General features: G+C 70.4%; 24 protein-coding genes. 18 read left to right on the forward strand and 6 right to left on the reverse strand.

Annotated features, from left to right (window positions below; genetic code table 11):
* The first annotated feature begins 20 nt into the window (after positions 1 to 20).
* The 3 genes from hisD to MCBMB27_RS14490 are packed head-to-tail and all read left to right on the forward strand — an operon-like array spanning position 21 to position 2,315.
* Positions 21 to 1,316 (forward strand): histidinol dehydrogenase, encoded by a 1,296-nt coding sequence (gene hisD / locus MCBMB27_RS14480; protein ID WP_043351501.1) that lies wholly within the window; start codon positions 21 to 23, stop codon positions 1,314 to 1,316.
* Between the two features lie 10 nt (positions 1,317 to 1,326).
* Positions 1,327 to 1,809 (forward strand): UPF0262 family protein, encoded by a 483-nt coding sequence (locus tag MCBMB27_RS14485; protein WP_043387537.1) that lies wholly within the window; start codon positions 1,327 to 1,329, stop codon positions 1,807 to 1,809.
* Between the two features lie 23 nt (positions 1,810 to 1,832).
* Entirely contained in the window at positions 1,833 to 2,315 is a 483-nt protein-coding gene (locus MCBMB27_RS14490) for an arsenate-mycothiol transferase ArsC (protein ID WP_043387536.1), read from the forward strand.
* A gap of 101 nt (positions 2,316 to 2,416) precedes the next feature.
* Here the strand turns inward: MCBMB27_RS14490 and MCBMB27_RS14495 are convergent, their stop codons facing one another.
* The gene (locus MCBMB27_RS14495; RefSeq protein ID WP_075380736.1) at positions 2,417 to 2,743 is read right to left on the reverse strand and encodes a hypothetical protein; all 327 of its coding nucleotides are present in this window, start codon (positions 2,741 to 2,743) and stop codon (positions 2,417 to 2,419) included.
* A 103-nt stretch (positions 2,744 to 2,846) separates the two neighbouring features.
* Positions 2,847 to 3,530: a transglutaminase-like cysteine peptidase gene (locus tag MCBMB27_RS14500; RefSeq protein ID WP_107646919.1), complete on the reverse strand. Its 684-nt coding sequence runs from the start codon at positions 3,528 to 3,530 to the stop codon at positions 2,847 to 2,849.
* A 249-nt stretch (positions 3,531 to 3,779) separates the two neighbouring features.
* Here MCBMB27_RS14500 and MCBMB27_RS14505 point away from each other — a divergent pair, with 249 nt between their 5' ends.
* The 5 genes from MCBMB27_RS14505 to MCBMB27_RS14525 all read left to right on the forward strand — a co-directional run bounded on the left by MCBMB27_RS14505 (position 3,780) and on the right by MCBMB27_RS14525 (position 9,657).
* Positions 3,780 to 4,343 (forward strand): c-type cytochrome, methanol metabolism-related, encoded by a 564-nt coding sequence (locus MCBMB27_RS14505; protein ID WP_043358028.1) that lies wholly within the window; start codon positions 3,780 to 3,782, stop codon positions 4,341 to 4,343.
* 165 nt (positions 4,344 to 4,508) lie between these two features.
* Complete coding sequence (locus tag MCBMB27_RS14510; RefSeq protein ID WP_418287715.1) at positions 4,509 to 5,711, forward strand: FIST signal transduction protein; 1,203 nt, start codon at positions 4,509 to 4,511, stop codon at positions 5,709 to 5,711.
* Positions 5,708 to 7,054: an ATP-binding response regulator gene (locus tag MCBMB27_RS14515; protein ID WP_075380737.1), complete on the forward strand. Its 1,347-nt coding sequence runs from the start codon at positions 5,708 to 5,710 to the stop codon at positions 7,052 to 7,054. Before MCBMB27_RS14510 ends, MCBMB27_RS14515 begins: the two co-directional genes overlap by 4 nt.
* A gap of 309 nt (positions 7,055 to 7,363) precedes the next feature.
* The gene (locus MCBMB27_RS14520; RefSeq protein ID WP_075380738.1) at positions 7,364 to 8,791 is read left to right on the forward strand and encodes an MFS transporter; all 1,428 of its coding nucleotides are present in this window, start codon (positions 7,364 to 7,366) and stop codon (positions 8,789 to 8,791) included.
* A 68-nt stretch (positions 8,792 to 8,859) separates the two neighbouring features.
* Positions 8,860 to 9,657 carry an SDR family NAD(P)-dependent oxidoreductase gene (locus tag MCBMB27_RS14525; protein WP_075380739.1) on the forward strand — a complete coding sequence of 266 codons (798 nt, stop codon included), beginning with the start codon at positions 8,860 to 8,862 and terminating at the stop codon, positions 9,655 to 9,657.
* 298 nt (positions 9,658 to 9,955) lie between these two features.
* On the opposite strand, the gene MCBMB27_RS14530 is transcribed toward MCBMB27_RS14525, so the two are convergent.
* Positions 9,956 to 10,315, reverse strand: coding sequence for an SWIB/MDM2 domain-containing protein (locus MCBMB27_RS14530; protein ID WP_043356955.1), 360 nt, complete (start codon positions 10,313 to 10,315; stop codon positions 9,956 to 9,958).
* Positions 10,316 to 10,558: 243 nt separating this feature from the next.
* Between MCBMB27_RS14530 and MCBMB27_RS30835 the strand changes: the two genes are divergently transcribed.
* The 3 genes from MCBMB27_RS30835 (at position 10,559) to MCBMB27_RS14540 (ending at position 11,734) form a co-directional block, all read left to right on the forward strand.
* Positions 10,559 to 10,681 (forward strand): hypothetical protein, encoded by a 123-nt coding sequence (locus MCBMB27_RS30835; RefSeq protein ID WP_257787383.1) that lies wholly within the window; start codon positions 10,559 to 10,561, stop codon positions 10,679 to 10,681.
* Between the two features lie 49 nt (positions 10,682 to 10,730).
* Positions 10,731 to 11,216 carry a DUF2721 domain-containing protein gene (locus MCBMB27_RS14535; protein WP_043356961.1) on the forward strand — a complete coding sequence of 162 codons (486 nt, stop codon included), beginning with the start codon at positions 10,731 to 10,733 and terminating at the stop codon, positions 11,214 to 11,216.
* A gap of 116 nt (positions 11,217 to 11,332) precedes the next feature.
* A complete protein-coding gene (locus tag MCBMB27_RS14540; protein ID WP_075380740.1) occupies positions 11,333 to 11,734 on the forward strand; it encodes a PRC-barrel domain-containing protein in 402 nt (133 codons plus the stop codon).
* A 61-nt stretch (positions 11,735 to 11,795) separates the two neighbouring features.
* On the opposite strand, the gene MCBMB27_RS14545 is transcribed toward MCBMB27_RS14540, so the two are convergent.
* Complete coding sequence (locus MCBMB27_RS14545; protein WP_043356959.1) at positions 11,796 to 12,203, reverse strand: hypothetical protein; 408 nt, start codon at positions 12,201 to 12,203, stop codon at positions 11,796 to 11,798.
* A 340-nt stretch (positions 12,204 to 12,543) separates the two neighbouring features.
* On the opposite strand from MCBMB27_RS14545, the gene MCBMB27_RS14550 reads away from it, so the two are divergent.
* The 7 genes from MCBMB27_RS14550 (at position 12,544) to MCBMB27_RS14580 (ending at position 20,962) form a co-directional block, all read left to right on the forward strand.
* Entirely contained in the window at positions 12,544 to 13,305 is a 762-nt protein-coding gene (locus MCBMB27_RS14550; protein WP_075380741.1) for a PRC-barrel domain-containing protein, read from the forward strand.
* Complete coding sequence (locus MCBMB27_RS14555; protein WP_043381050.1) at positions 13,302 to 14,663, forward strand: MFS transporter; 1,362 nt, start codon at positions 13,302 to 13,304, stop codon at positions 14,661 to 14,663. Before MCBMB27_RS14550 ends, MCBMB27_RS14555 begins: the two co-directional genes overlap by 4 nt.
* Before the next feature lie 204 nt (positions 14,664 to 14,867).
* A complete protein-coding gene (locus MCBMB27_RS14560; RefSeq protein ID WP_043381239.1) occupies positions 14,868 to 16,637 on the forward strand; it encodes an ABC transporter ATP-binding protein in 1,770 nt (589 codons plus the stop codon).
* A gap of 179 nt (positions 16,638 to 16,816) precedes the next feature.
* The gene (locus MCBMB27_RS14565; protein ID WP_043356938.1) at positions 16,817 to 17,746 is read left to right on the forward strand and encodes a glutaminase; all 930 of its coding nucleotides are present in this window, start codon (positions 16,817 to 16,819) and stop codon (positions 17,744 to 17,746) included.
* A 112-nt stretch (positions 17,747 to 17,858) separates the two neighbouring features.
* Positions 17,859 to 19,268, forward strand: a complete 1,410-nt coding sequence (locus tag MCBMB27_RS14570; RefSeq protein WP_043356936.1) for an MFS transporter — start codon at positions 17,859 to 17,861, stop codon at positions 19,266 to 19,268.
* Between the two features lie 76 nt (positions 19,269 to 19,344).
* Positions 19,345 to 19,896 (forward strand): Uma2 family endonuclease, encoded by a 552-nt coding sequence (locus MCBMB27_RS14575; protein WP_091954975.1) that lies wholly within the window; start codon positions 19,345 to 19,347, stop codon positions 19,894 to 19,896.
* A gap of 52 nt (positions 19,897 to 19,948) precedes the next feature.
* A complete protein-coding gene (locus MCBMB27_RS14580) occupies positions 19,949 to 20,962 on the forward strand; it encodes an adenosine kinase (protein WP_043758868.1) in 1,014 nt (337 codons plus the stop codon).
* A gap of 54 nt (positions 20,963 to 21,016) precedes the next feature.
* Here MCBMB27_RS14580 and MCBMB27_RS14585 read toward each other — a convergent pair whose 3' ends face one another.
* Positions 21,017 to 22,699 carry a methyl-accepting chemotaxis protein gene (locus MCBMB27_RS14585; RefSeq protein WP_075381976.1) on the reverse strand — a complete coding sequence of 561 codons (1,683 nt, stop codon included), beginning with the start codon at positions 22,697 to 22,699 and terminating at the stop codon, positions 21,017 to 21,019.
* Between the two features lie 187 nt (positions 22,700 to 22,886).
* The gene (locus MCBMB27_RS14590) at positions 22,887 to 23,858 is read right to left on the reverse strand and encodes an NADPH:quinone oxidoreductase family protein (protein ID WP_043381055.1); all 972 of its coding nucleotides are present in this window, start codon (positions 23,856 to 23,858) and stop codon (positions 22,887 to 22,889) included.
* Between the last annotated feature and the right edge of the window lie 47 nt (positions 23,859 to 23,905).

The following is a 23,905-nucleotide window of genomic DNA, read 5'->3' on the forward strand; positions in this document are numbered from 1 at the left end:
GCGAGACAGAGAGCTTTCCGATGGTCCGGCTCGACAGCAGCGATCCGAATTTCGCCACCGCCTTCGCGCATCTCCTGACGGTGAAGCGTGAGATCGCCGAGGACGTGGACGAAGCGGTCCGCGCCATCATCGCCGACGTCGTCGCCCGCGGCGACGCGGCCCTGGTCGACTTCACGCGCCGCTTCGACCGGCTCGGCACCGATTTCTCCGCCGAGCACCTGCGGGTCACCGACGCGGAGATCGCCGCGGCGGTCGCCGCCTGTCCGCAGGAGTCCCTCGAGGCCCTGCGCCTCGCCGCCGAGCGGATCGAGAGCTTCCATCGGGCGCAGCGGCCCACGGACCATCGCGCCACGGACGCGCTGGGCGTCACCGCCGGCTGGCGCTGGACGGCGCTCGAATCGGTGGGGCTCTACGTCCCGGGCGGGACGGCGAGCTATCCCTCCTCGGTGCTGATGAACGCGCTCCCCGCCCGCGTCGCCGGCGTGCCGCGGCTGGTCATGGTCGTGCCGACCCCCGACGGCCAGATCAATCCGCTGGTCCTGGCCGCCGCGCAGCTCGCCGGCGTCCACGAGGTCTACCGGGTGGGCGGGGCCCAGGCGGTGGCCGCCCTCGCCTACGGAACCGCCACCATTGCTCCCGTCGCCAAGGTCGTCGGGCCCGGCAATGCCTGGGTCGCCGCGGCCAAGCGCCGGGTCTTCGGCCAGGTCGGGATCGACATGATCGCCGGCCCCTCCGAGGTGCTGATCCTGGCCGACGGCCACGCCAACCCGGACTGGGTCGCCGCCGACCTGCTGGCGCAGGCCGAGCACGACGTCGCCGCCCAGGCGATCCTGATCACCGACAGCGCAGACCTGGCGGACGCCGTCGAGGTGGCCGTCGAGCGCGCCCTCACCACCCTGCCCCGTCAGGAGATCGCCCGGGCGAGCTGGCGCGACTACGGCGCCGTCATCCGGGTCCGGACCTTCGACGAGGCCGTCCCCCTCGTCGACCGCCTCGCCCCCGAGCACCTGGAGATCGAGACGCAGGATGCGGAGGCGCTCGCCGCCAAGGTGCGCAATGCCGGGGCGATCTTCCTCGGCTCGCACACGCCGGAGGCGATCGGCGACTATGTCGGCGGCCCGAACCACGTCCTGCCCACCGCCCGGTCCGCCCGGTTCTCCTCCGGCCTCGGGGTGCTCGACTTCATGAAGCGGACGACGATCCTCGCCTGCACGCCGGAGAGCTTGCGGGCGCTCGGCCCGGCGGCGATAAACCTCGGCCGGTCCGAGGGCCTGGAGGGGCACGCCCGCTCCGTCGCGATCCGGTTGAACCTGTGAGGTTTTGGGGATGGCGGAGAAGCAGCGCGGGCCGAACCGCCTCGCGAAGGTGAGCCTGGACGAGGCGTCCATCGCCCGCGGCAACCCGGATCAGGAGCACGAGCGGGCCATCGCGCTCTTCGACATCCTGGAAGACAATGTCTTCGCGATCCCGGGCCGAGAGGGCCCCTACGCCCTGACGCTGGGCCTCGTCGAGAACAAGCTGTCCTTCGCCATCACCACGGTGGAGGGCGAGCCGGTGATGACGCACCTCCTGTCGCTGACGCCATTCCGTCGGGTGATCCGCGACTACGAGATGATCTGCGAGAGCTACTACAACGCGATCCGCACCGCCTCGCCATCGCAGATCGAGGCGATCGACATGGGTCGGCGGGGCCTGCACAACGAGGCGTCCGAGACGCTCAAGCAGCGGCTCGACGGCAAGGTCGACCTCGACCACGACACAGCCCGCCGCCTGTTCACCCTGATCTTCGCGCTGCACTGGAAGGGCTAGGGCGCCCTCCGCGCCGACCGGCGATGGCTGAGCCCGTTCCAGAGCCTCCTCCCGACGCCTCTCCGAAGAGGCGGCGGGTGCAGTCCGTCCTGTTCATGTGCAATTACAACGCCGTGCGCTCCGTCGCGGCGGAAGCGATCGCGCGCGCCTATTTCGGCAAGTCCACCTATGTGCAGTCGGCCGGAGTCCGGTCCGGCGAGCCCACCGATCCGTTCATGATCGCGGCCCTCGACGAGATCGGGATCGATGCCAGCCGACACCGCCCCCGCACCATCGAGGAGTTGGAGGATTGGGAGGGGCTGAACTTCGACCTAATCATCACCCTGGCGCCGGAGGCCCATCACCGGGCGCTGGCCCTGACGCACACGCTCGCGGCCGATGTCGAATACTGGCCGACTCCGGATCCCACGCTGGTGCAGGACGCGTCCCGGGAGCAGCGTCTCGAGGCCTATCGTGAGGTCCGCGACGGGCTCACCCGGCGGATCAAGGCCCGTCTGAAGGCGTAGGCGGGCGGCGTCTCTTCCTGACGATCGCGCATCGCCGAGCGGCGGATCGCCGATGCCGTGCCTGCGGACTGTCGCGCGTGGGGCTCCGCGGGTTTGCCGCGTCAGCCGCGATCGCCCACCAGCCAGGCCCGGATCCGGCCGGCGACGAGCGGCCGGGCGCGAATGACGTCGTCGCCGTCGAGGAGCGGCGAGTCTGCGAGCGTCGCGAGATAGGCGTCCTCGGCGCTGCGGCAGGCGCGGAAGGCAGCGTCTACGGCCAGATCCCGGTCCGTCAGCGCGGCTTGAATCCCGAAGTTGCGGCTGACGCAGTCGCGCCACGCAGCGTGGCGGAGCTCGGTCTCGCTCGCGGCCCGCGCGGTGCCGCAGGCCGCGGCGACGAGGACGATCGCGAGGAGCGGGGCCGGCATCACGTGGCGGGCTCGCGGCATCGTTCAGGCACTCCGTCACCCGACAGAGTGGCGGCGCAGGGTTATCAATCCGTTAAGATGTGGTGCCCGCGGCGCGGGTTCCACTGCCGGAGGTGGGCCTTGATCAGCGGTTGGCGGTGGTGACCGGGGAGGTGACGCCGCCGAGCGAGACCCAGGCGACGGCGTCCTGGCTCTCGCGCTTGATGAACACGTAGCCGGTCTTGTGCCAGGGCAGGATCGCGTTGGTCTTGTTGTCGAGCACCAGGTCGCCCCGGTCGGTGATCAGGGTGAGCACCGCGTGGCCCTCGCCCTTCTCGTCGATCACCACGGTCATGCGCATCGCCCGCCGCGGCAGGCCGGCCTGGGCCAGCAGATGGCGCTTGAGCAGCTGGAAGTCCTCGCAGTCGCCGATGCCGTCCTCGGCCAGATCCCACCGGTCGGCCACGTGCAGGTGGTCCTGATCGGTCATCGGCTCGACCGCCTTGTTGACCCGCCGGTTCACCGACACGATCGTCGCCCAGGTGGCGGGCGTCAGGCTGATCCGGGCCGGCTCGCCCCGGTCGAGCGCGCATTCGGCCGCGTAGGTCTGGCAGAAGGTCGTCCAGGCCGCGATCGGCTTGGCATCGCCCTGCACCCGGGCACCGGCTTCCGTCGGCAGGCTCGCAAGCGTCTGCGCCTGGACGCCCGTGGCGAGGCCCGCAATGCCGAAGACCGCGAGGGCGGCGGCGGCGGCGCGGCGGCTCCGGGGCAGCCGACGCGCTGCGGGTGCCTCGACCCGTCTCTGCATCATGGAAACCGCGAACCGCATCGCCGGACCCAACCGTTAAGCTCTCGTTAACGAAAGCTCTCACGCCGGCGGGCCGGCGGCAATGCGCCGATTAACAAAAGGTTAATGCTGTGCGCAACGCGGATAATCGTTCAGTCGTCGTTCCGAGCCGGCACGTCCCCGCGATGCGCGAAATCGTGAAGGCGCACCAAGGTCTTCGTTTCCGAGATCCGTCGTTATCCCGGCGTCGCTCCACCGAGAAGAAGCCTGTGGGCGGCAGGAGGACGACTTATGCGGCGCGCAGCAGACAGGATCGCCGGGCTCATTCTGGCCGGACTTGCAGCAGGAACCCTCGGAGCCGTTTCGACATCCGCCGCCCCAGCCGGCGCGGCATCGACCGACCTGAAGAGCGAGGGACCGACGCAGCCGGCGAAGGTCCAGGACGGCCAGTACACTGACAAGAACGGCGATCCGACCTACCACGTCACGGACGGCGGCAAGAAGGTCGACTGGTACACCATGTCCGGCTACGTGCGGTACAATTCCAACTGCATCGTCTGCCACGGCCCCGACGGGATGGGCTCGACCTACGCACCGTCGCTTGTCGATGCCCTCAAGGGCATGGACTACGCGCACTTCGCCGGCATCGTCGTGGGCGGCAAGAAGGACGTGAACGCCTCGCAGGAGCTGGTCATGCCCGCCTTCGGCGATAACAAGAACGTCATGTGCTACCTGCCGGACATATTCACGTATCTCCGCGCCCGTTCGGACGGAGCGCTCGGTCGCAACAGACCGCCGGAGCACGAGCCCAAGCCCGCTGCCTTCGAGAAGGCCGAGGACGCCTGCATGAAGTGAACGCCGCCTCCCGGGCCTCGGACCGAGATTGAACCTGCCCGGGGGGCGACACGCCCCGTTGCACCGCTCGGTTGCGCACGACATACTCTGCACAAGACGCTGAAGAGCAGGCGCCAAGCTTGCCGAGGGGGTCGCAGGGGATGGAACGTGGCTCAAGGATCGGGAGTGCGCCGCCATCTCTGCGGCATCTGGACGGCCTGGACCGATGCGGCCGGGGCCGCCGACGCGGCCGCTGAGGTCGCCCGGGCCGTCGGGGGCTCGGCCCTGTCACAGATCGTCGTGTTCTTCTCGGCGGATTACGACGCTGAGATCCTGGCCCGCGCGCTGGAAACTTGGTTCCCCGGCGTGCCGGTGGCGGGCTGCTCGATGTCGGGAGGCATCGCCCCGGCCGGAGGCCTCGACCGCGGCCTCGTGGCCATCGCGTTCCCGGCGGAGCGCTTCCGCATCGTCTCGACGGTCCTCGACGCCATCGACCACCTCGACGTGGAGCGGACGGCCTCCGCGGTCCGGGCGCTGCGCCGGACCCTCGACCCACTGGACCGGTGCCGCGAGGTCGACATGGCCGCGTCCGGCCACCGCTTCGCCCTGTCGCTGATCGACGGGCTCGCCAACGCCGAGGAGACGGTCGTCTCGGCCATCGCCTGGGCACTCGACGGCATCCCGATCGTTGGCGGCTCGGCCGGCGACGACCTGCGCTTCCGCGACGCCGTCCTGCTCCACGGCGGGAAGATCCACCGGAAGGCGGCGGTCCTGGTCCTCGTGGAGACCGACTTCTCGGTGGAGATCTTCAAGAGCGACAATTTCGAGCCGACCCAGACCAAGTTCGTGGTGACGGCCTCCGATGGCGAGCGCCGGACCGTGCACGAGCTGAACGCCGAGCCGGCAGCCCGGGAATACGCGATGGCGATCGGCCTCGACCCCGAGGGCTTGTCGCCGATGAGCTTCGCCGCCTACCCGCTGGCTGTGAAGGTCGGCGGCGAGTATTTCTGCCGCTCGATCCGGCGCATGAACGAGGACGGGTCGCTCAGCTTCTTCTGTGCGGTGGACGAGGGCGTGGTGCTGACCCTCGCCGAACCGCGCGATATCGTCGCCTCGACGCGGGCCGAGCTGGCGCGCCTCGACGCGGTGCTCGGCGGCGTCGACCTGATCATCGGCTTCGAATGCGTGCTGCGACGGCTCGACGCCGAGAGCCGGCAGGTGCGCCACGGCATTGCCGACCTCTATCGCCGCTACAACGTCGTCGGCTTCGAGACCTTCGGCGAGCAGTACAGGGCGATGCACCTGAACCAGACCTTCACGGGCATCGCCATCGGCAAGACCCTCGCCGGCAGTGCCCCGGGGGCGGAAGCCACCCCCGTCGCGTCGTGACCCTGCATCCGAACGGTCTCGAGACCGACGCGTCCCTGCACCGGCGGATCGAGAAGCTCGAGCGCATCAATGCCGCGCTGATGTCCCATGTCGAGCGCTCCATGGATCAGCGGGGCAGCGCCTATTCGCTGTTCCAGACCGCGATCATGCTGGAGGGCCGGGTCCGCACCCGCACCGAGGAGCTGACCGGGCTGATGCACCGGCTGGAGCGCTCCAACGAGGCGCTGGCCGCCGCCAAGGAGGAGGCCGAGACCGCCAACCGCTCCAAGACCCGGTTCCTGGCCGCGGCGAGCCACGACCTGCTTCAGCCGGTCAACGCCGCCCGCCTGTCGATTTCGGCGCTGGCCGATCTCGACGTGCCGCCGGAGGCGCGCATCATCGCGGGCCAGGTGGATCGCGGCCTGCAGACCATCGAGGATCTGATCAAGACGCTGCTCGACATCTCGAAGCTCGATGCCGGGATCGTGCGGCCGCAGATCCAGCCGGTGTTCCTGCCCGACCTGCTGGCGGAGCTGGCCGAGAGCTTCAAGCCCTTCGCGGAGCGCAAGGGCCTGCGGCTGTCGCTGCGCTGCCCCGAAGTCACCGTCACCAGCGACGTGATGCTCCTGCAGCGCATCCTCCAGAATCTCGTCTCCAACGCGGTCCGGTACACAAGCGTCGGCGGGATCGTTCTCGCGGCCCGTCGGCGGTCCGGCGGCATCCGGATCGAGGTGACCGATACCGGCTGCGGCATCGCCGCGGAGGAATGCGACCTCGTCTTCGACGAGTTCTTCCGCGGCGGCGCCCGGACCGGCAGCGGCGAGGAGCCGGGCCTCGGCCTCGGCCTATCGATCGTCCGCCGTATGGCCCAGGCCCTCGACCACCCCCTGCGGCTGCGCTCCCGGATCGGCCACGGCACCCGAGTCGCCCTGACGCTGCCCGTGAGCACGATCCCGGCGGCCGTCGCCCCGCCCGCTCCGGTGGCGACCCGGCTCTCGGGCGCGCACGTGCTCGTCGTGGAGAACGACCCATCCACGTCCGACGCCCTCGCCCGCCTCCTCCAGAACTGGGATGCCCGGGTCTCGACCTTCCGCGACCTCGCGGGGGTGCGGGCCGCCGTAGAGGCCGGCGCCCCGCGGCCGGACATCCTGGTGCTCGACTACCATCTCGACGACGGCGCCTGCGGCCTCGACGTGGCCAACTACCTCCGGGCCGTGCACGCCGATCCGGTCCCGGTCATCGTCACCACCGCCGACCATTCCGATGCCGTCGAGGACCGGGTCACGGCCGCCGGGGCGGAACTCGTGCACAAGCCGATCAAGCCGGCGCAGCTCCGCTCCCTGCTCACCTACATGCTCGCCTGAGCGGCCTGCGGCGGTCCGCGCTTCGACCGGCGGCACGCCTCGCGCTGCCTGCGGACAGGCGGACCTTCGGGAAAGCCGATCCCCGGCCGGACAAGGGATGGGTCGCCCCGCGGCGGAGCACGAGCCCCCGACGCGGCACCCGTCCGACGCGAACAAACCTGCCCGTGCCGTGACATAGGACACACGACGCCCCTCGACGTGCCGTGCCGCCTGCGCGACAGGGAATAGCGTCCGCGGCGCGTCCTGCGTCCGGATTTTCCCAGCCATCGACGTCACGGACCCGCCGGGACGCCGCAGGAGCGCGCAGGAATGGCGCAGGTCCCGCTCGGTCCAGCCGGCGGCCGTCACGGACACCCGCAGAGGCACCCGCAGGGGCCTTCGCACGATGGCCTGCCGCCCCGCGAGCGCGTCCTCGCCATGGCGGCGATCGCGCTGGCCATGACCATGGCGGTCCTCGACGGCGCCATCGTCAACGTGGCGCTGCCCGTCATGGCCAAGGATCTGGCGGTCAGGCCGGCCGACGCGATCTTCGTGGTCAACGCCTATCAGATCGCCGTCACGGCCACCCTCCTGCCGTTCGCAGCGCTGGGCGACATCTTCGGCTTCCGACGCGTCTACCTGCCGGGTCTGGCCGTCTTCGTCGCCGCCTCGCTGGCCTGCGCGCTGGCGCCAAGCCTGCCGCTGCTGATCGCCGCCCGGATCGTCCAGGGGCTCGGCGCCGCGGCGATCATGAGCGTGAACATCGGCTTCGTCCGTTTCATCTACCCCCACCGGATGATCGGCCAGGGGGTCGCCAACGTCGCGCTCGTGGTGGCGGTGGCCTCGGCCGCCGGCCCGACCGTGGCGGCCGCGATCCTGTCGGTGGCGACCTGGCCCTGGCTGTTCCTCGTCAACATCCCCGTGGGCCTGCTGGCCCTGGCGGTGGCGTCCCGGACCCTGCCGGCGACGCCGGCGAGCGGCCGCCCCTTCGATCTCGTGAGTGCGGTCCTCAACGCCCTGACCTTCGGCCTGCTGATCATCGGCATCGACGGGCTTGGCGATCCGGAAGCCCGGGGCATCGCCGTCCTCGAACTCGCGGCCGCGATCGCGGTCGGCGCGGTGTTCGTCCGGCACCAGATCCGGCTGGCCGCGCCGCTCCTGCCCGTGGACCTGCTGCGGATCCCAGCCTTCGCCCTGTCGATGGCGACCTCCGTCGCCTCGTTCTGCGCCCAGATGGTCTCCTACGTGGCGCTGCCCTTCTATTTCCAGGACGTGCTGCACCTCTCCAGCACGCAGACCGGCTTCCTGCTCACCCCCTGGCCGATCGCGGTCGCCGCGATGGCGCCGATCTCCGGCCGCCTTGCGGACCGGTATCCGCCCGGGATCCTGGGCGGGATCGGCCTGGCCATGATGGCCGTCGGTCTGGTCTGCGTGACGATCCTGCCGGCCGCTCCGACGACCCTCGATATCGTCTGGCGGCTGACCCTGTGCGGTCTCGGCTTCGGCCTGTTCCAGTCCCCCAACAACAAGGTGATCGTCACGTCGGCGCCGCGCGAACGGGCTGGGGGGGCGAGCGGGATGCAGTCGACGGCGCGGCTCACCGGCCAGTCGCTCGGCGCAGCTCTGGTGGCGGTGATCTTCGGCCTGACCCACGGTCTCGGGGCCGAGCGGGCGGTAACCCTGTCGCTCTCCTGCGCGGTGGCGCTCTCGGTGATCGGCGGCTGCGCCAGCGTCCTGCGGCGGAGTCGGAGCGGCTAACCGGATCGCGTATGCCACCCGGGACGCCGGCTTGCGTTGATGGGGTGTGTCCCATGCTGGAGCGCCCCATGGATCTCGATCTCACCGGCCGGAAGGCCCTGGTCACCGGGTCGACCGGCGGCATCGGCTACGCCATCGCCAAGGAACTCTGCGATCTCGGTGCGGAGGTCGGCATCAACGGTCGCACGCCCGAGCGGGTCGAGGCCGCCCTCGCGAAGCTGCGGGGCGAGACGCGGGCCGGCCGCGCCTTTGCGGCACCGGGCGATGTCGCCACCGGTGAGGGCGTTTCAGCCCTGGTCAAGGCTGTCCCGGCGGTCGACATTCTGGTCAACAACACCGGGATCTTCGAGCCGAAGCCGTTCTTCGAGATCCCGGATGCCGATTGGCAGCGCTTCTTCGACGTCAACGTGATGAGCGGCGTGCGCCTGTCGCGGGCCTACACGCCCGGCATGGCGGAGCGGGGCTGGGGACGGGTGATCTTCATCTCCAGCGAGTCGGGCATCAACACGCCGACCGAGATGGTCCACTATGGAATGACCAAGACGGCGCAGCTCGCGATTTCCCGCGGTCTGGCGCAGACGGTGGCCGGCAGCGGCGTGACGGTCAACAGTGTCCTGCCCGGCCCGACCCTCTCGGAGGGTGTCGCGGACTTCATGCGGCAGATGACCGGAGGCGCAGCCGATACCGACCTCGAGGCCATGGGCCGGAAATTCGTCGCGGAGCATCGCCCCTCGTCGCTGATCCAGCGGCTGGCGCGGGTGGACGAGGTGGCCAATCTCGTCGCCTATCTCTGCAGCCCGGCCGCGAGCGCCACCACCGGCGCCGCCCTGAGGGTCGACGGAGGGGTCCTGCAGGGCCTCGCTTGAAGCCGGGATCGGTGGGGGCAACGCCGGCGACCGCCGAAGCGGGGCTCGAACCGTGCGGGTCTGGGACGGCGAAATCCGCGCGGCGGCGCATCGACAAGCCCGCGCTGGCGATACGTCGGGCGCCTCGGGTTCAGGCGGCGCGTTCGCCACGAGGGATCGGACCGGCGGCTCTGGATGCCGGACTCTCGTCCGCATCATACCAAGCCACACGGCCGGTCTTCCCGTACGACGGGGAACGCCGCAGGGCTCCTAGAGCCGTCGGCCCGGAGAGAATGCCGGACTTGGCTCTAGGGCGCGATCAGGCCTTCAGGTGCGCAGCGAGATGCTTGTTCATCTCGAACATCGTGCACTTGTCCTTACCGAAGACCTTCTTGAGCTTGTCGTCGGCGAGGATCTCACGCTTGTTCTGCGGGTTCTGAAGGTTGTTCTTCTTGATGTAGTCCCAAACCTTGCTGACCACCTCGCCGCGCGGCAGCGGGCTGGTCCCGACGATGGCGCCGAGCTCGGCCGACGGCTTCAGCGGCTGCTGCAGAGCGTTCGGCTTGGCGCCGGCCGACTTCTCGGCGGCGGGCTTCGCAGCCTTGGCCGGGGCGGCCTTCTCCGCAGTCTTGGTGGTCTTGGCCGCCTTGGGCGCAGCCTTCTCGGTCTTTGTGGCCATCAACATCCTCCGGTTCTCGGGCCGCAGGCCGGGGCATGATCGCCCCACGGCCGAGCCAGCATAGCAGCAACTAAGCGGTGCCGCCGCCGTTCCAAGGGGAAATTGCCTTTGGAAACGCCTCATCCACAAGGCAGGCGCAGAAATCCCCTGCGGGATCGCCGGATGGACGCCGCCGCCAAGATTATTCGGCCGACCGCCGGGCGTGAAACCTGCCTTTAACAATCCTGCACGTGAAGTACAGCCATGTTTGCCCCGACCCTCACGCTCGCGCTCCTGCTCGCCACCGGACTGGTCACGAGTCTCGGGCTCTTGGTGCGGGCCGAGCCTTCCGCGCCCGGCATCGCGCCGGGCCGCGGCTTGGTCTGAACGCGCCGGGATTGCAGCGCCCGTCCACCGGGTGCATCAGCCCGACCGCATGACCGATCCGATCACCCTCGCCAGCCCGGAAAGCACCGCCCACGTCGTCCAGGTGGCGCTGAGCCCCGTGTTCCTGCTGTCGGGCATCGCGACGCTGCTCAACGTCTTCGGCGCGCGGCTCGCGCGCGTGGCCGATCAGGCCGACCACGTCTCCGGGCTCCTCGCGGGCGCCGGCGATGCGGAGCGCATCCTCCTCGGACGGCGCCTGGATCGGCTGCACCGGCGCTCGCTGGCCCTGGATGCCGCCGTGTTCCTGGCCGCGCTGGGCGGCGTGGCGACCTGCGGATCGGTGCTGACCCTGTTCGTCGGAGCCATGCGCGACAGCACGGTCACGACATTGCTGTTCGGTCTGTTCGGCGCGGCGATCCTCTGCACCCTGTGCGCCCTCGTGGCCTTCGGGTTCGAGATGCTGCTGGCCAGCCGATCGGTCCGCGACCGGATCAATCAGCGGCGGAGGAGCGCCGGGATACCACCCGACCTCTGAGAGGCCGTCGCTCGCCCGGCCACCGGCTCAGGAGGCGGAACCCGTCCCGGCCCACGCGCTTAGTGAGCCAGGGACCGCCACGCGGGCACGATCCCGCTCATGGATCGGGAGACATCATGCCGACGGACCTGCCCAACGAACGCGCCTTGAGAAAGCCCGGCACCCTGGAGCTCGATCCCGCCGGCGAGGGCATCGCCATCGACGAGAGCCCCCGGCTGATCGCGTCGAACAAGGTCGAAGGCACCGCCGTGTACGACAGCAGCGGCCGCCACCTGGGCGCCGTCCACAATTTCATGGTGGACAAGGTTTCCGGACAGGTCGCCTACGTGGTGCTGGCCTTCGGGGGATTCCTCGGATTGGGTGAGACCCACCACCCGCTTCCCTGGAAGGCTCTGACCTACAGCACCGAATTCGGCGGCTACGTGATCGACATCGATCCGGCGGTCCTCGCAGGCGCATCGAGCCCCGGCGCCGGCGAAGACGAAGTCGCCGATCCGAGCTTTCGCGCCCGGATCTAGACCTTCGACGGCCCTTACGCGCGCCCCTCCTGAGCGGGCGCGGCGGTCTCGGCCTGACGGCTCAGAATTTCCCGCCGAGGCCGACGCTGCCGCCGGGCGACAGCATCGGACCCATTGCGCCGCTGCTGCCACTGCCACCGACCGCCGCATTGCCGCCGTCGAGATCCTCGCGCCGGATCCGGCGCTCCCCGCTATCGGCGGTGCGGGTCGCCCCGCCGGCGGTCTTCGGGATCGCCAGCTGCTTCGTCGGAGCGGTCTGGAGCGGCTGACCATCGGCATCGACCGCAGCATTGCGCGGCTCGCGGTTCGGCAGAGATCCGCGCAGCGAGGGCGGCAGGCCGACCTCTGTCGCGGGCATCACGCCGCCGCCGCCACCGAGCGCCTGGCAGCCGGCCACGAGGCCGGCCAGGGCAGCGCCGAGCGCAAGGCCGCGCGCTGCGGCGCATCTCGACGTGGGGAGGGTCGACATCGTGTGGTCCTCGACAGTGGCCGCGGTGCCGTCCGCGGCTCGCATGGGCTTATGAGCGGTTGTCTACGCCGGGGATGCGGCGAAAACCAGACAGTGCCGTCGCGCCCCCGGTCATCATCGCCGTATCCTTTGTGGCAGACCGCCGAAGCGCGCGGTTCGCGTCTTGCTGTCTGGCCGCTGCGGTCCATAACTTCGCCCAGGTCCTGCGGCATGACGCCATCCGCAGGCGGGGTCCAGCCGGCGGCGGACCCGGAACCGGCCGATACGGTCGTGGACGCGCCGGCGCGCCGGTGCAGCCCGGCCCTTCCTCAGAGGACGAAGCGTGTTCAGAACCAACCGGATGATCGCGGCCGTGACGCTCGCCCTCTGGGCGTCGGGGGCTGCGGCGCAGGTGAGCGGCAGCGAGGGTGCGGCCGGGCAGGCAGCGCCGCACGCACCGGCCACGCCTCCGTCCGCGACTCCGGCTCCCACGCCGGCTCCGGCGCCAACTCCGACACCGCCGACTTCTCCGCCCGCGGCGGCGCCGGCCGCACCGCCGGCCGCCGGGTCTTCGCCGCCTTCCACGACCCAGACGCAGCAGCAGGGAACACCGGCCACGGTCCTCGACACGCAGGATTACGAGAGCCTGCTCGGTCGCAGCGTGCGCAGCGCCGGCGGCGACGAACTGGGGCGCGTCATCGACATCATCATCGACAAGGAGGGCCATCCCAGGGCCGCCATCATCGATTTCGGCGGCTTTCTCGGGGTCGGAACCCGCAAGATCGCAGTGGATTGGCGCGCCCTGCGCTTCACGCCGGACGGCGGCAAGGAGCGCAAGCTCTCGGTCGCGCTGACCCGCAATCAAGTCCGCGTGTCACCGGAATACAAGGCCGGGGAGCCGATCGTGGTTCTCGGGCCCGCCAGCCCCGCCGCGCCGGCGGCGGAGGGCGAGCAGGCGACCACGCCGCCGGCCAATCCGGCGCCGGGCTCGGCGGCACCGTCGCAACCGGCCCCCGCCGCGGCGGCTCCGACCTCGCCCGCTCCGGGCAGTGCGGCCTCGGGCGCGGCGGCGCCGGCCGCGACCGCGCCCGCCCGCCCTCCGGAGAAGGCACCGGATAAGTGACGGTGGCCCGGTCGAAGGCCCGAACCGCCGCCACTCCGCGCGAACGTGAGCTGTCCCGTCAGGACATCCGCTCCCGTCCGGGCCGCCTGAAGGATCCGGCGGGCGAGGCCGCGCGCGCGTCGGCGGTTCCTGCCGCACAGGGGGGACGCGTGATCTCGGCAACGAGCCGCTACGGCCTAGATGCCTTCGCGTTCTTCGTGGCCAACCTGCAGACCGGGTTCGGCCCTTTCCTGGCCGTCTACTTCTCCCAGGCGAAATGGACCCAATCCGACATCGGGTTCGCCCTGACCGTGGGGAGCCTCGTGGCGCTGCTGGGCCAGGTCCCGGGCGGCGCCTTCGTCGACGTCGTGCGCTCGAAGCGCTTCGCCGCTGCCGTGGCGGTGATCGGGATCGCCGGCAGCGCCTTCGCGCTGGCGGTCTGGCCGAGCTTCCTGATCGTGCTCCTGGCAATGGCACTGCACTCGGCCGCGAGCTGCGTGCTCACACCGGCCATCGCGGCGATCAGCATCGGACTCGTCGGGCGTGCCCACGCTGGCGAGCGTCTCGGCCGCAATGCCAGCTTCGCGGCCCTCGGCAACGCCCTCGGCGCGGCCGGGATGGGCGCCATCGGATATTACCTGTCGAACGGCGCCGTCTTCTACCTCACCGCCGCTCTCGGTATCCCGACGGTGATCGCGCTGGCGCGCATCCGCGCCCAAGACATCGATTCCAACGTGTTCAAGGAGCCGGCCACGGCGCAGGCGGCGCCGTCGACCGGCAAGGACAGCATCCGCGCCCTGCTGACCAATCGGAGCCTCCTGTGCTTCGCGGCCTGCATGGTGCTGTTCTTCCTCGCCAACGCCGCGATGCTGCCCCTGGTCGGCAGCGTCCTGACCCTGCGGGCGAGCGAGACCGCCACCGCGCTGGTCGCCGCCTGCATCATGGTCCCGCAGGCGGTGCTGGCGGTCAGCGCCCCTGCGGTCGGCCGGGCCGCCGAGCGCTTCGGCCGCTACCCGGTGCTGCTGTTCGGATTCGGCGCCCTGCCGGTCCGGGGCCTGCTGCTCGCCTACACGACCAACCCCTACGGTCTCGTCGCCATCCAAGTGCTGGACGGCATCTCGGCGTCGGTGCTGGGCGTGATGGTGCCGCTGATCGTGTCGGATCTCACCCGTGGCACCGGCCGCTTCAACCTCGCCCTCGGCGCGGTCGGCACGGCCATGGGCATCGGCGCCGCCCTCTCGACCTCGCTTGCCGGCATCATGGCCGACCATCTCGGCAGCCACAGCGCCTTCCTGGGGCTCGCGATCGTGGGGTTCGCGGCTTTCATGCTGGTGGCGCTGATCATGCCGGAGACGCGTCCGACGGAGCACACGGCCTGACCGGCCGCGGCATCGGATTCGCAAGGGTGTTTCCGCGCCGCTCAAGCGACGTTCAGGTTCTGCGGATAAAAGCGCACGGAAGGTGCGGGCCGGTGAAACATATGGCAACGCTCTCGCGTTGCCGCTGCGGGTCAGACTGCGCCCGCTCTGCACGCCGCCTCAGCCCGTAAGCCAAAGCCGCGCGAATACGGAATGGTCACCGCGATGGAAGAGCTGCACCGATACGCCGACAGGCCCTTCGCCTTCGTCGCGCGGTATCTCCGCCGCCGCTGGCTGCCGCACTTGGTCATCCTGATCTCCGTGCTCGGCGCCGTCGGCTTCTCGGTCTCCACCGATTACGCCCTCAAGGGCGTGGTCGACGCGCTGACGAAGGGGCCCGGCCCGGGCAACACGGTCGTCTGGAGCGCGCTCGCGGTCCTGGTCGCCTTCATCGCCGCCGACAACATGCTCTGGCGCGTGGCGGCGCTGACCGGCGCCTTCACCTTCGTGGGGATCACCGGCGACATCCGGCGCGACCTGTTCCGGCACATGACCGGCCATTCCCCGACCTTCTTCTCCGACCGCCAGCCGGGCACCCTGGCGTCGCGCATCACGGCGACCTCGAACGCGATCTTCACGGTCGAGAACATGTTCGTGTTCAACGTGATGCCGCCGACGGTCGCGGCCTTCGGGTCGATCGCCTACATCGCCACCGTCAACCTCACCATGGCGGGCATCCTGGCGGGCGTGTTCGCGGCCGTCGTCGTGCTGATGTTCAAGATGGCCTCGGCCGGCAAGCCGCTGCACCACGACTTCGCCGCCAAGGCCGCCAGCGTCGACGGCGAGATGGTCGATCTCGTCGGCAACATGTCGCTCGTGCGCGCCTTCTCGGCCTTCAAGCGCGAGGGGCAGCGCTTCGAGGGCACCATCGCGACCGAGATGCGGGCGCGGCGCTCGTCGCTCCTCTACCTCGAGAAGCTGCGCATCGTGCACGCGGTGCTGACCGTGCTTGCCGTGTTCGGCCTGCTCTATTGGGCGATCCAGATGTGGGAGGCCGGGCAGGCGACGAACGGTCAGGTCGTGCTGGTCTGCACGCTCGGCATCCGCATCCTGGCGGCCACCCGCGACCTCGCGGTCGCGCTCGTCGACGCAACCCAGCACACCGCCCGGCTGGCCGAGGCCCTGCACACCCTGCTTCAGCCCCACGATCTCGTGGATCATCCGGAAGCGCAGCCGCTCACAGGCCAGGGCGCCAAGATCGAGTTCGAGCACGTCGCCTTCAGCTATCCGGACGGGCGCCCCGTCTTCACGGATTTCGACCTCGTCATCGAGCCGGGCCAGCGCGTCGGTCTGGTGGGCCGGTCCGGCGGCGGCAAGTCGACCCTGTTCTCGCTGATTCAGCGCTTCTACGACGTGCAGAGTGGCGCCATCCGCATCAACGGCCAGAACGTCGAGCGGGTCACCCAGGAATCCCTGCGCGAGGCGATCACGGTGGTGCCGCAGGACGTCTCGATGTTCCACCGCAGCTTGCGGGAGAACATCCGCTACGGCCGGCCCGAGGCGACGGACGAGGAGGTCTGGCAGGCCGCCGAGGCCGCGCATTGCACCGACTTCATCAAGGCCCTTCCCGAAGGCTTCGACACGATCGTCGGCGACCGCGGCGTGAAGCTCTCGGGCGGCCAGCGTCAGCGGATCGCCATCGCCCGGGCGATCCTGAAGAACTCGCCGATCCTGCTGCTCGACGAGGCCACCTCGGCGCTGGACGCGGAATCCGAGCAAGCGATCCGTCAGGCCCTCGCCAACCTGATGAAGGGCCGGACCGTCATCGCGATCGCGCACCGCCTCTCGACGCTGCAGGATTTCGACCGGATCGTCGTGCTCGACGGCGGCCGCATCGCGCAGGACGGCTCGCCCGACAAGCTGACCCATCTCGACGGCTTCTTCCGGGAGCTGATGAAGAAGGAATCCATGGCGATGGCCCTCGCCGCCGCCTGACTTCGCCCCCGTGGACCCGTCCCGGCATTGCCGCGCCGGGACGGCGGCGCAGTTCCGCCGCTCCGGTTTTCACGCCCGATCGGCACTGGTAGATCATCGGCCCGCCGGACCGGACCTTGCATCGCCTGGACGTCGCGAACCGGCCCGGTTCCGACGCGTCTCGATGCCCGAGCCCCACCGTGCCTGACCTTGCCCTCGTCATCCGGGAAATCTCCGAGGAGATGGCCCAGCGCTCCGATCGGGGGGCGGTCGCGGATTACATTCCCGAACTCGCGCGGGTGGATCCCGGTCAGTTCGGCATGGCGGTGATCGATGCTGCGGGACGCGTCTTCGCCGGGGGCGACAGCGAGACGCCCTTCTCGATCCAGAGCGTGTCGAAGGTCTTCACCCTCACCCTCGCCCTCGGCATGGTCGGCGACCGGCTGTGGAAACGGGTCGGCCGCGAGCCTTCGGGCAACCCGTTCAACTCCATCGTCCAGCTGGAGAGGGAGCGCGGCGTGCCGCGCAATCCGTTCATCAATGCGGGCGCCATCGCGGTCACCGACGTGATCCTCTCGGGCCACGAGCCCCGCGAGGCGCTGGGCGAGATCCTGCGCTTCATGCAGTTCCTGGCCCAGGATTCGAGCATCGCGATCGACGAGACCGTGGCGGCCTCGGAGAAGCGCACGGGTTTCCGCAACACCGCGCTCGCCAACTACATGAAGTCCTTCGGCGTCATCGACAATCCGGTCGACTACACGCTCGGCGTCTACTTCCACCACTGCGCCATCGCGATGAACTGCCGCCAGCTCGCACGCGCCGGCCGGTTCCTGGCGCATAACGGCATCAACCCGTCGACCGGCCATTCGGTGGTCTCGGCGGAGCGCGCGCGCCGCATCAACGCGATCATGCTGACCTGCGGCCACTACGACGGGTCGGGCGAGTTCGCCTATCGCGTGGGCCTGCCGGGCAAGAGCGGAGTCGGCGGCAGCATCCTGGCGATCGCACCCGGCAAGGCCTCCATCGCCGTCTGGTCGCCCGGTCTCGACGCGGCGGGCAATTCCCATCTCGGCCGCATCGCCCTGGAGCGGCTGACGCAGCGCATGGGCTGGTCCGTCTTCGGATCCTGAGCGGGTCCCTGCCCCCCTTCCCTGCCCCCCTTCCCCTGCCCCCTTGCGCGGCGCCCACTTCCGCGGCACTGCGCCGCCGGGGCGTTGCGGCGCCGAAGCGAGACTCAGCGGCATGGCGACGAGTGTGGCGGTCCGGGCTGCCGACGACGGTCTGGATCCCGGTGCCATCCTGGCCCGTCTCGACCGGCTTCCGGCCACGCCGACGGTCTGGCGCCTCGTGGCGCTGCTCGGCCTCGGCTTCTTCTTCGAACTCTACGACCTGCTCTTCACCGGTTACGTGGCGCCCGGCCTCGTCAAGGCCGGGATCCTGACGCCGACGACCCCCGGCCTGTTCGGCGCCAGTGGTGTGGCGAGCTTCGTGGCCGCCCTCTTCACGGGCCTGTTCATCGGCACCCTCGTCTGCGGCTGGCTCGCCGACCGGTTCGGGCGCCGGGCGATCTTCACGTGGTCGCTCCTCGCCTACACCGCGGCGAACGTCGTGATGGCCTGCCAGAGCGACGCCTTCGGCCTCAACCTCTGGCGGCTCGTCGCAGGGATCGGCCTCGGCCTGGAGATGGTGACGATCGGCAGCTACCTCTCCGAACTCGTCCCGAAGGCGATCCGCGGCCGGGCTTTCGCCCTGTGCCAGGGCATCGGCTTCACGGCCGTGCCGGTGGTGGCGTTCCTCTCCTACCTGCTGATCCCGATCGCCCCCCTCGGCATCGACGGCTGGCGCTGGGTGGTGCTGATCGGCGCCTCGGCGGCGATCGTGGTCTGGTGGATGCGGGCGGGCCTTCCGGAAAGCCCGCGCTGGCTCGTCGAGCACGGGCGTCTGGCGGAAGCCGACGCGATTCTGCGGCAGCTGGAGGCGCGGATCGCGGCCGAGCATGGCGGCGCGCTGCCCGCGCCGGCCGCGGCGGAGCCGGTGCAGCCGCGCGGCGCCTTCCGCGACCTGTGGGTCCGGCCCTATCGGCGCCGGGCGCTGATGATGGCCGGATTCAACGTCTTCCAGACGGTGGGCTTCTACGGCTTCGCCAACTGGGTGCCGACCCTGCTGGTGGCCCAGGGCATCACGGTGACGTCGAGCCTCGCCTACACGGCCCTGATCGCGCTGGCCGCCCCCGTCGGCCCGCTGATCGGCCTCGCCATCGCCGACCGGTTCGAGCGCAAGCATGTCATCGTGGCCGCCGCCCTCGTCTATATCGGCTGCGGCCTCGCCTTCGCGCAGACGCGGGACGTCCCGATCATCGTGGCGCTCGGCATCGGCCTGACGCTCGCCTCGAACGTGATGTCGTACAGCTTCCACGCCTATCAGGCCGAGCTGTTCCCCACGGGCATCCGCGCCAGGGCGGTGGGTTTCGTCTATTCCTGGAGCCGCTTCTCGGCGATCTTCACGGGCTTCGTCATCGCGTTCGTCCTGCGGGAGGCCGGCACGCCGGGCGTGTTCCTGTTCATCTCGGCCGCGATGCTGGCCGCGGGCCTGCTCGTCGGGCTCCTGGGTCCGCGGACACGGGACGTCGCGCTGGAGAAGATCGCGGGGTGAGGCCCGTCACGGGCTCGGCTCCCAGGAGGCCGACTCCGTGGTAGCCTCGGGCATGGTCGCTCAGCCGAAACCCCGGATGACGGTCGACGAGTTTCTCACCTGGGCCGATGGGCAGCCGGGGCGCTTCGAGCTGGTCGATGGCGAGGTGTTCGCGATGTCGCCGGAGCGCGTTCGGCATGCCGAGGTCAAGGCTGCCACCTATCTGGCGCTCCGGTCCGCACTGAAGCAAGCGAAGAGCGCCTGCTACGCGCTGCCGGATGGCATCAGCGTTCGCGTCGATCAGGATACGGTCTTCGAGCCCGACGCCCTCGTTTACTGCGGAATGCGCGCTGACCCCGATGCGACGGAGATCACCGATCCCGTCATCGTCGTCGAGGTGCAGTCGCCGAGCACACGTTCCGTCGATTCGGGTTTGAGATTGACCCGCTACTTCAGTCTCGAGAGCGTGATCCACTATCTGATCGTGGATCCGGTCAAGCGCCTCGTCATCCATCACCGCCGCGCGCAGGGCGGCCTGATCGAGACCCGCATGGCGACCCACGAGACGCTGGACCTGACGCCGCCCGGCCTGCGCCTGCCCGTCCCGGAGCTGTTCGCCGACCGCGCGTCCGACGACGACGGAGCTTGATCCGATCCGAGGTGGATGCCACAGCGGCGCGAACGCGAATCAGGACGCCCGGATGACTGAACCTCTCGATCTCCTCGTGCTCGGCAACGCGATCGTCGACGTGATCGCACGGACGGACGATGCCTTCCTGGCGGCGCAGGGCGTCACCAAGGGTGCGATGCAGCTCATCGACGAGCCGCGGGCCGAGGCGCTGTTCGAGGCCATGGGCCCGGCCACGATCGTGTCGGGCGGCTCCGGCGCCAACACCGCGGTCGGCGCGGCCCTGCTCGGAGCCAAGACCGGCTTCGTCGGCAAGGTCCGGAACGACGAGCTCGGCGGCCTGTTCAGCCACGATCTCAAGGCGACCGGCGTCGACTTCAGCGTCCCTGCGGCGGCCGAGGGACCGGCCACCGCCCGATGCTTCGTGCTGGTGACGCCGGATGGCGAGCGCACGATGAACACCTATCTGGGCGCCTGCCAGGGACTCTCGCCCGACGATGTCGACAAGGCTCTCGTGCGTTCCGCCCGGGTCGTCTATCTCGAGGGCTACCTCTGGGATCCGCCGGCCGCCAAGGAGGCGTTCCGCAAGGCGTCCGACATCGCTCACCAGGCTGGCAACGCCGTTGCGCTGACCCTCTCGGATGCGTTCTGCGTCGGTCGCTACCGCGATGAATTCCTCGGTCTGATCCGCGACGGCACCATCGACATCCTCTTCGCCAACATCGGCGAGTTGCAGAGCCTCTTCCAGACCGACGATGCCGAGGCCGCGGTGGCGGCCCTGCGGGACGAGCGCAACGCCCGCGGCCGTCACCTGCTCGGCCTCGTGACGCGCTCGGCCGACGGTGCCCTGGTGGTGCAGGGTGGCGAGGTCCGCGCCGTCGAGGCGAGCCCGGTCCACGAGGTGGTCGACACGACGGGGGCGGGGGATCTCTTTGCGGCCGGCTTCCTGGCCGGCCACGCCCGCGGCCTCGACCACGTCACGAGCGCCCGCCTCGGCACGCTCGCGGCGGCCGAGGTCATCCAGCACATCGGCGCCCGTCCGCAGGCGGATCTCGTCGGCTTGGCCAAGGCACGCGGGCTCCTCTGAGCCGGCGCGCCGGGCGCGCGGTCGGAGGGTTGCGTCCGCTCCGATTCCGCCCGCTCAGGCCGCGCGGACGGTCGCGAGGAAGCGCGTCACCTCGTCCCTGAGATGCCCGGACCGGAGTGACAGCTCCGAGGCTGCCGTGAGAACCTGATCGGCCGCCGCTCCGGTTCCCTTCGCCGCGTCGGCGACGCCCGTGATGGTGCTGGTGACGTCAGCCGCCCCCTGGGCGGCCTGGGAGACGTTGCGGACGATCTCCTGCGTCGCGGCGCCCTGCTGCTCCACGGCGCTGGCGATCCGCGTCGCCACGGCGCTGAGTTCCTGGACTCGGCCGCCGATGCGCCCGATCGCCGAGACGGCGTCGCCGGTGGAGGACTGGATCCGGGCGACGTGGCCGCCGATCTCGTCGGTCGCCCGCGCGGTCTGACCGGCCAGCGCCTTCACCTCTGCGGCCACGACGGCGAAGCCGCGGCCCGCCGCGCCGGCCCGTGCCGCCTCGATCGTGGCGTTCAGCGCCAGGAGATTCGTCTGTTCGGCGATGGTCGAGATCAGAGTCACGACATGACCGATCTGGACCGCCGCCCCGTTCAGATCCCGAACCAAGTGCGCGGTCGCCTCCGCGTCCGCGACCGCCGACTGGGTCAGCGCCGTCGAGCCCGCGACCTGGCGGCTGATCTCCTGGACGGAGACGCCGAGTTCCTCCGCCGCCGCCGCCGCGACGTTGACGGTGCTGGCCGCGAGTTCGGCCGCGCTCGCCACCCGGCCGGAGCGATCGGCGGTGTCGGCGGCCGCCTCATTCATGGCCGAGGCCGTGTCCTGCAGCGCGGCGACGGCGGCCGAGACCGTGCCGATGATGCCGCCGACCGTGCCCTCGAAGGCGTCGGCGATCTGCTGCATGCCGCTCCGCCGCCGCGCCTCGGCCGCAGCGCGGGCCTGTGCCGCCTCGTGCTCGAGCGTGCGCGCGCGGATCAGGCCGTCCTTGAAGACCTGGACGGAGGCCGCCATGACCCCGACCTCGTCCGCTCGCTCGGAGCCGCCGACGGCCACGTCGAGGTTGTTGGCCGCGAGCCGACCCATGATCTCGGCCAGGGACCGGATCGGGCGGGCGACCCGCTGCCAGACCCACCAGACCGCCGCGCCGGTCATGATCGCTCCGATCACGGAGAGCGTGATGGTGACGGACCACGCCGTCCGGAACGCATCCTCGGAGCGCTGGACCGAGACGTTCGTGCCCTCGGCGGTGACCTGGGCGAGATCCGCCAGGGCATCGAAGGCGGCCACCAGAGGCGGGCGGGCGGGCGCGATGGCGTCGCGGGCCGCGTTCCGGTCGCCGCGCCTGAGCGGGGCGAGGATCGCCTCCTGGGCGGTGCGATAGACCTTCCACCGCCCCTCGAATGCGTCCCAGAGCGCGCGCTCCCGGGGCGTCGTCGCGCGCACGCGATAGCTCTGGAAGGCCTCGGGGATGGTCCGATCCATCTCGACGAACTCGGCATCGAGGTCCCGGTTCTCACCGTCGTCGACGGCGACCACCTTGCGGATCGTCGTCGTGTGGTACCGCAGCATCAGGAATCGAATCGTATGGAGATCGTTGTCCTTGCGCACCCAGACGTCGCGGGTCTCCACGGCGGCGGCATTGATGGCCTGTATCTGCATCAAGCCGATGTTCGAGCTTGCGATAAACAGCAAAAAGCCGATTATCGATGGCAGTATCAGCTTCGAAACGATACTTCTTCGAAAGCTCATCTCGGGCACCACAGAGGACGACACCGGCGCATCGTGGCACACGAAGATGAAGGACAGATTTTTCGCAACCTCTACTTCGGAAGTGATCTGCGCCGCAGATCAGCGCGGAACGCATGACGCGTCGCCCGCCAAGGCCGTGCCGCGGGTCGAGCGCCGATCCAGTCGAAGGCGGGCGGCCGCGGCCCGATCAGGGCCGCAGGAGAACCTTGCCTACGGCCGCACGGCGGGTCAGCAGGCCGAAGGCCTCCGGGAAGTCCGCCAGCGGGTAGACGCCGTGGACCTGCGCGGTGAGCTTGCCCTCGGCCACCCAGTCGAGGAGCCGACGCTGGTCGGCCCGATGCGCCTCCGGCTCGCGTTCGAGGAAGGCGCCCCAGTGGACGCCCTGCACGTCGAGTTCCTTCAGGAGCATCAGGTTCAACGGCAGCCGCGGGATCTCCCCGGCGGCGAAGCCGATGACGAGGAACCGGCCGCGCCAGCCGAGCGCCCGCAGGGCCGGCTCCGCGTAGGCATCGCCGACCGCATCGTAGACCACGTCGATCCCGCCCCCGGAGATCCGGCGCAACTCGTCCTTGAGCGTCGCGGGATCGTAGACGAGGCCGGCCTCGGCGCCGTGGGCGCGGGCGACGGCGAGCTTTTCCTCCGAGGAGGCGCAGGCGATCACCCGGGCGCCCATCAGCCGCCCCAGCTCTACGGCGGCGAGACCGACGCCCCCGGAGGCCCCGAGGACCGCCAGCCATTCGCCGGGCTGCAGGCGGGCACGGTTCGCCAGGGCATGGAGCGAGGTGCCGTAGGTGATGGTGAGCCCGGCCGCCTGCTCGTCCGGCACCGCGTCCGGCACCGGCGTGAGCCGGGCGGCGTCGAGGGCGATGAGTTCGGCGCAGCAACCGTGCCCGGCATGGACGATCACCCGGTCGCCCACGGCCACGCCCGAGGCCCCTGGCCCGAGCGCCTCGACCACGCCGACCCCCTCGCCGCCCGGCGAGAACGGCAGGGCCGGCTTCACTTGGTAGCGCCCAGCCACGATCAGCGTGTCGAAGAAGTTGAGCGCCGCGAGCCGCATCCGCACCAGGGCCTGCCCGGGACCCGGAACCGGATCGGGGCGCTCCACGATCTCCAGATGCTCCGGCCCGTCGAGCCTAGTGCACAGCAGCGCCCGCATTCCGTGTCTCCTCCCCGGCGTTTCTCCGCCGATGAGGCCCGAACCGG

This window comes from Methylobacterium phyllosphaerae, from assembly GCF_001936175.1.
GTDB lineage: Bacteria > Pseudomonadota > Alphaproteobacteria > Rhizobiales > Beijerinckiaceae > Methylobacterium > Methylobacterium fujisawaense.

Excerpts from the sequence above, each read along its gene's own strand:
- MCBMB27_RS14535 (WP_043356961.1), top strand. The coding sequence starts at position 10,731 with ATGACCGATCCGATCACCCTCGCCAGCCCGGAAAGCACCGCCCACGTC.
- MCBMB27_RS14545 (WP_043356959.1), bottom strand. The coding sequence starts at position 12,203 with ATGTCGACCCTCCCCACGTCGAGATGCGCCGCAGCGCGCGGCCTTGCG.
- MCBMB27_RS14505 (WP_043358028.1), top strand. The coding sequence starts at position 3,780 with ATGCGGCGCGCAGCAGACAGGATCGCCGGGCTCATTCTGGCCGGACTT.
- MCBMB27_RS14485 (WP_043387537.1), top strand. The coding sequence starts at position 1,327 with ATGGCGGAGAAGCAGCGCGGGCCGAACCGCCTCGCGAAGGTGAGCCTG.
- MCBMB27_RS14520 (WP_075380738.1), top strand. The coding sequence starts at position 7,364 with ATGGCGCAGGTCCCGCTCGGTCCAGCCGGCGGCCGTCACGGACACCCG.
- MCBMB27_RS14500 (WP_107646919.1), bottom strand. The coding sequence starts at position 3,530 with ATGCGGTTCGCGGTTTCCATGATGCAGAGACGGGTCGAGGCACCCGCA.
- MCBMB27_RS14530 (WP_043356955.1), bottom strand. The coding sequence starts at position 10,315 with ATGGCCACAAAGACCGAGAAGGCTGCGCCCAAGGCGGCCAAGACCACC.
- MCBMB27_RS14560 (WP_043381239.1), top strand. The coding sequence starts at position 14,868 with ATGGAAGAGCTGCACCGATACGCCGACAGGCCCTTCGCCTTCGTCGCG.
- MCBMB27_RS14570 (WP_043356936.1), top strand. The coding sequence starts at position 17,859 with ATGGCGACGAGTGTGGCGGTCCGGGCTGCCGACGACGGTCTGGATCCC.
- hisD (WP_043351501.1), top strand. The coding sequence starts at position 21 with ATGGTCCGGCTCGACAGCAGCGATCCGAATTTCGCCACCGCCTTCGCG.
- MCBMB27_RS14580 (WP_043758868.1), top strand. The coding sequence starts at position 19,949 with ATGACTGAACCTCTCGATCTCCTCGTGCTCGGCAACGCGATCGTCGAC.
- MCBMB27_RS14575 (WP_091954975.1), top strand. The coding sequence starts at position 19,345 with ATGACGGTCGACGAGTTTCTCACCTGGGCCGATGGGCAGCCGGGGCGC.
- MCBMB27_RS30835 (WP_257787383.1), top strand. The coding sequence starts at position 10,559 with ATGTTTGCCCCGACCCTCACGCTCGCGCTCCTGCTCGCCACCGGACTG.
- MCBMB27_RS14525 (WP_075380739.1), top strand. The coding sequence starts at position 8,860 with ATGGATCTCGATCTCACCGGCCGGAAGGCCCTGGTCACCGGGTCGACC.
- MCBMB27_RS14550 (WP_075380741.1), top strand. The coding sequence starts at position 12,544 with ATGATCGCGGCCGTGACGCTCGCCCTCTGGGCGTCGGGGGCTGCGGCG.
- MCBMB27_RS14540 (WP_075380740.1), top strand. The coding sequence starts at position 11,333 with ATGCCGACGGACCTGCCCAACGAACGCGCCTTGAGAAAGCCCGGCACC.
- MCBMB27_RS14495 (WP_075380736.1), bottom strand. The coding sequence starts at position 2,743 with ATGCCGCGAGCCCGCCACGTGATGCCGGCCCCGCTCCTCGCGATCGTC.
- MCBMB27_RS14590 (WP_043381055.1), bottom strand. The coding sequence starts at position 23,858 with ATGCGGGCGCTGCTGTGCACTAGGCTCGACGGGCCGGAGCATCTGGAG.
- MCBMB27_RS14585 (WP_075381976.1), bottom strand. The coding sequence starts at position 22,699 with ATGAGCTTTCGAAGAAGTATCGTTTCGAAGCTGATACTGCCATCGATA.
- MCBMB27_RS14490 (WP_043387536.1), top strand. The coding sequence starts at position 1,833 with ATGGCTGAGCCCGTTCCAGAGCCTCCTCCCGACGCCTCTCCGAAGAGG.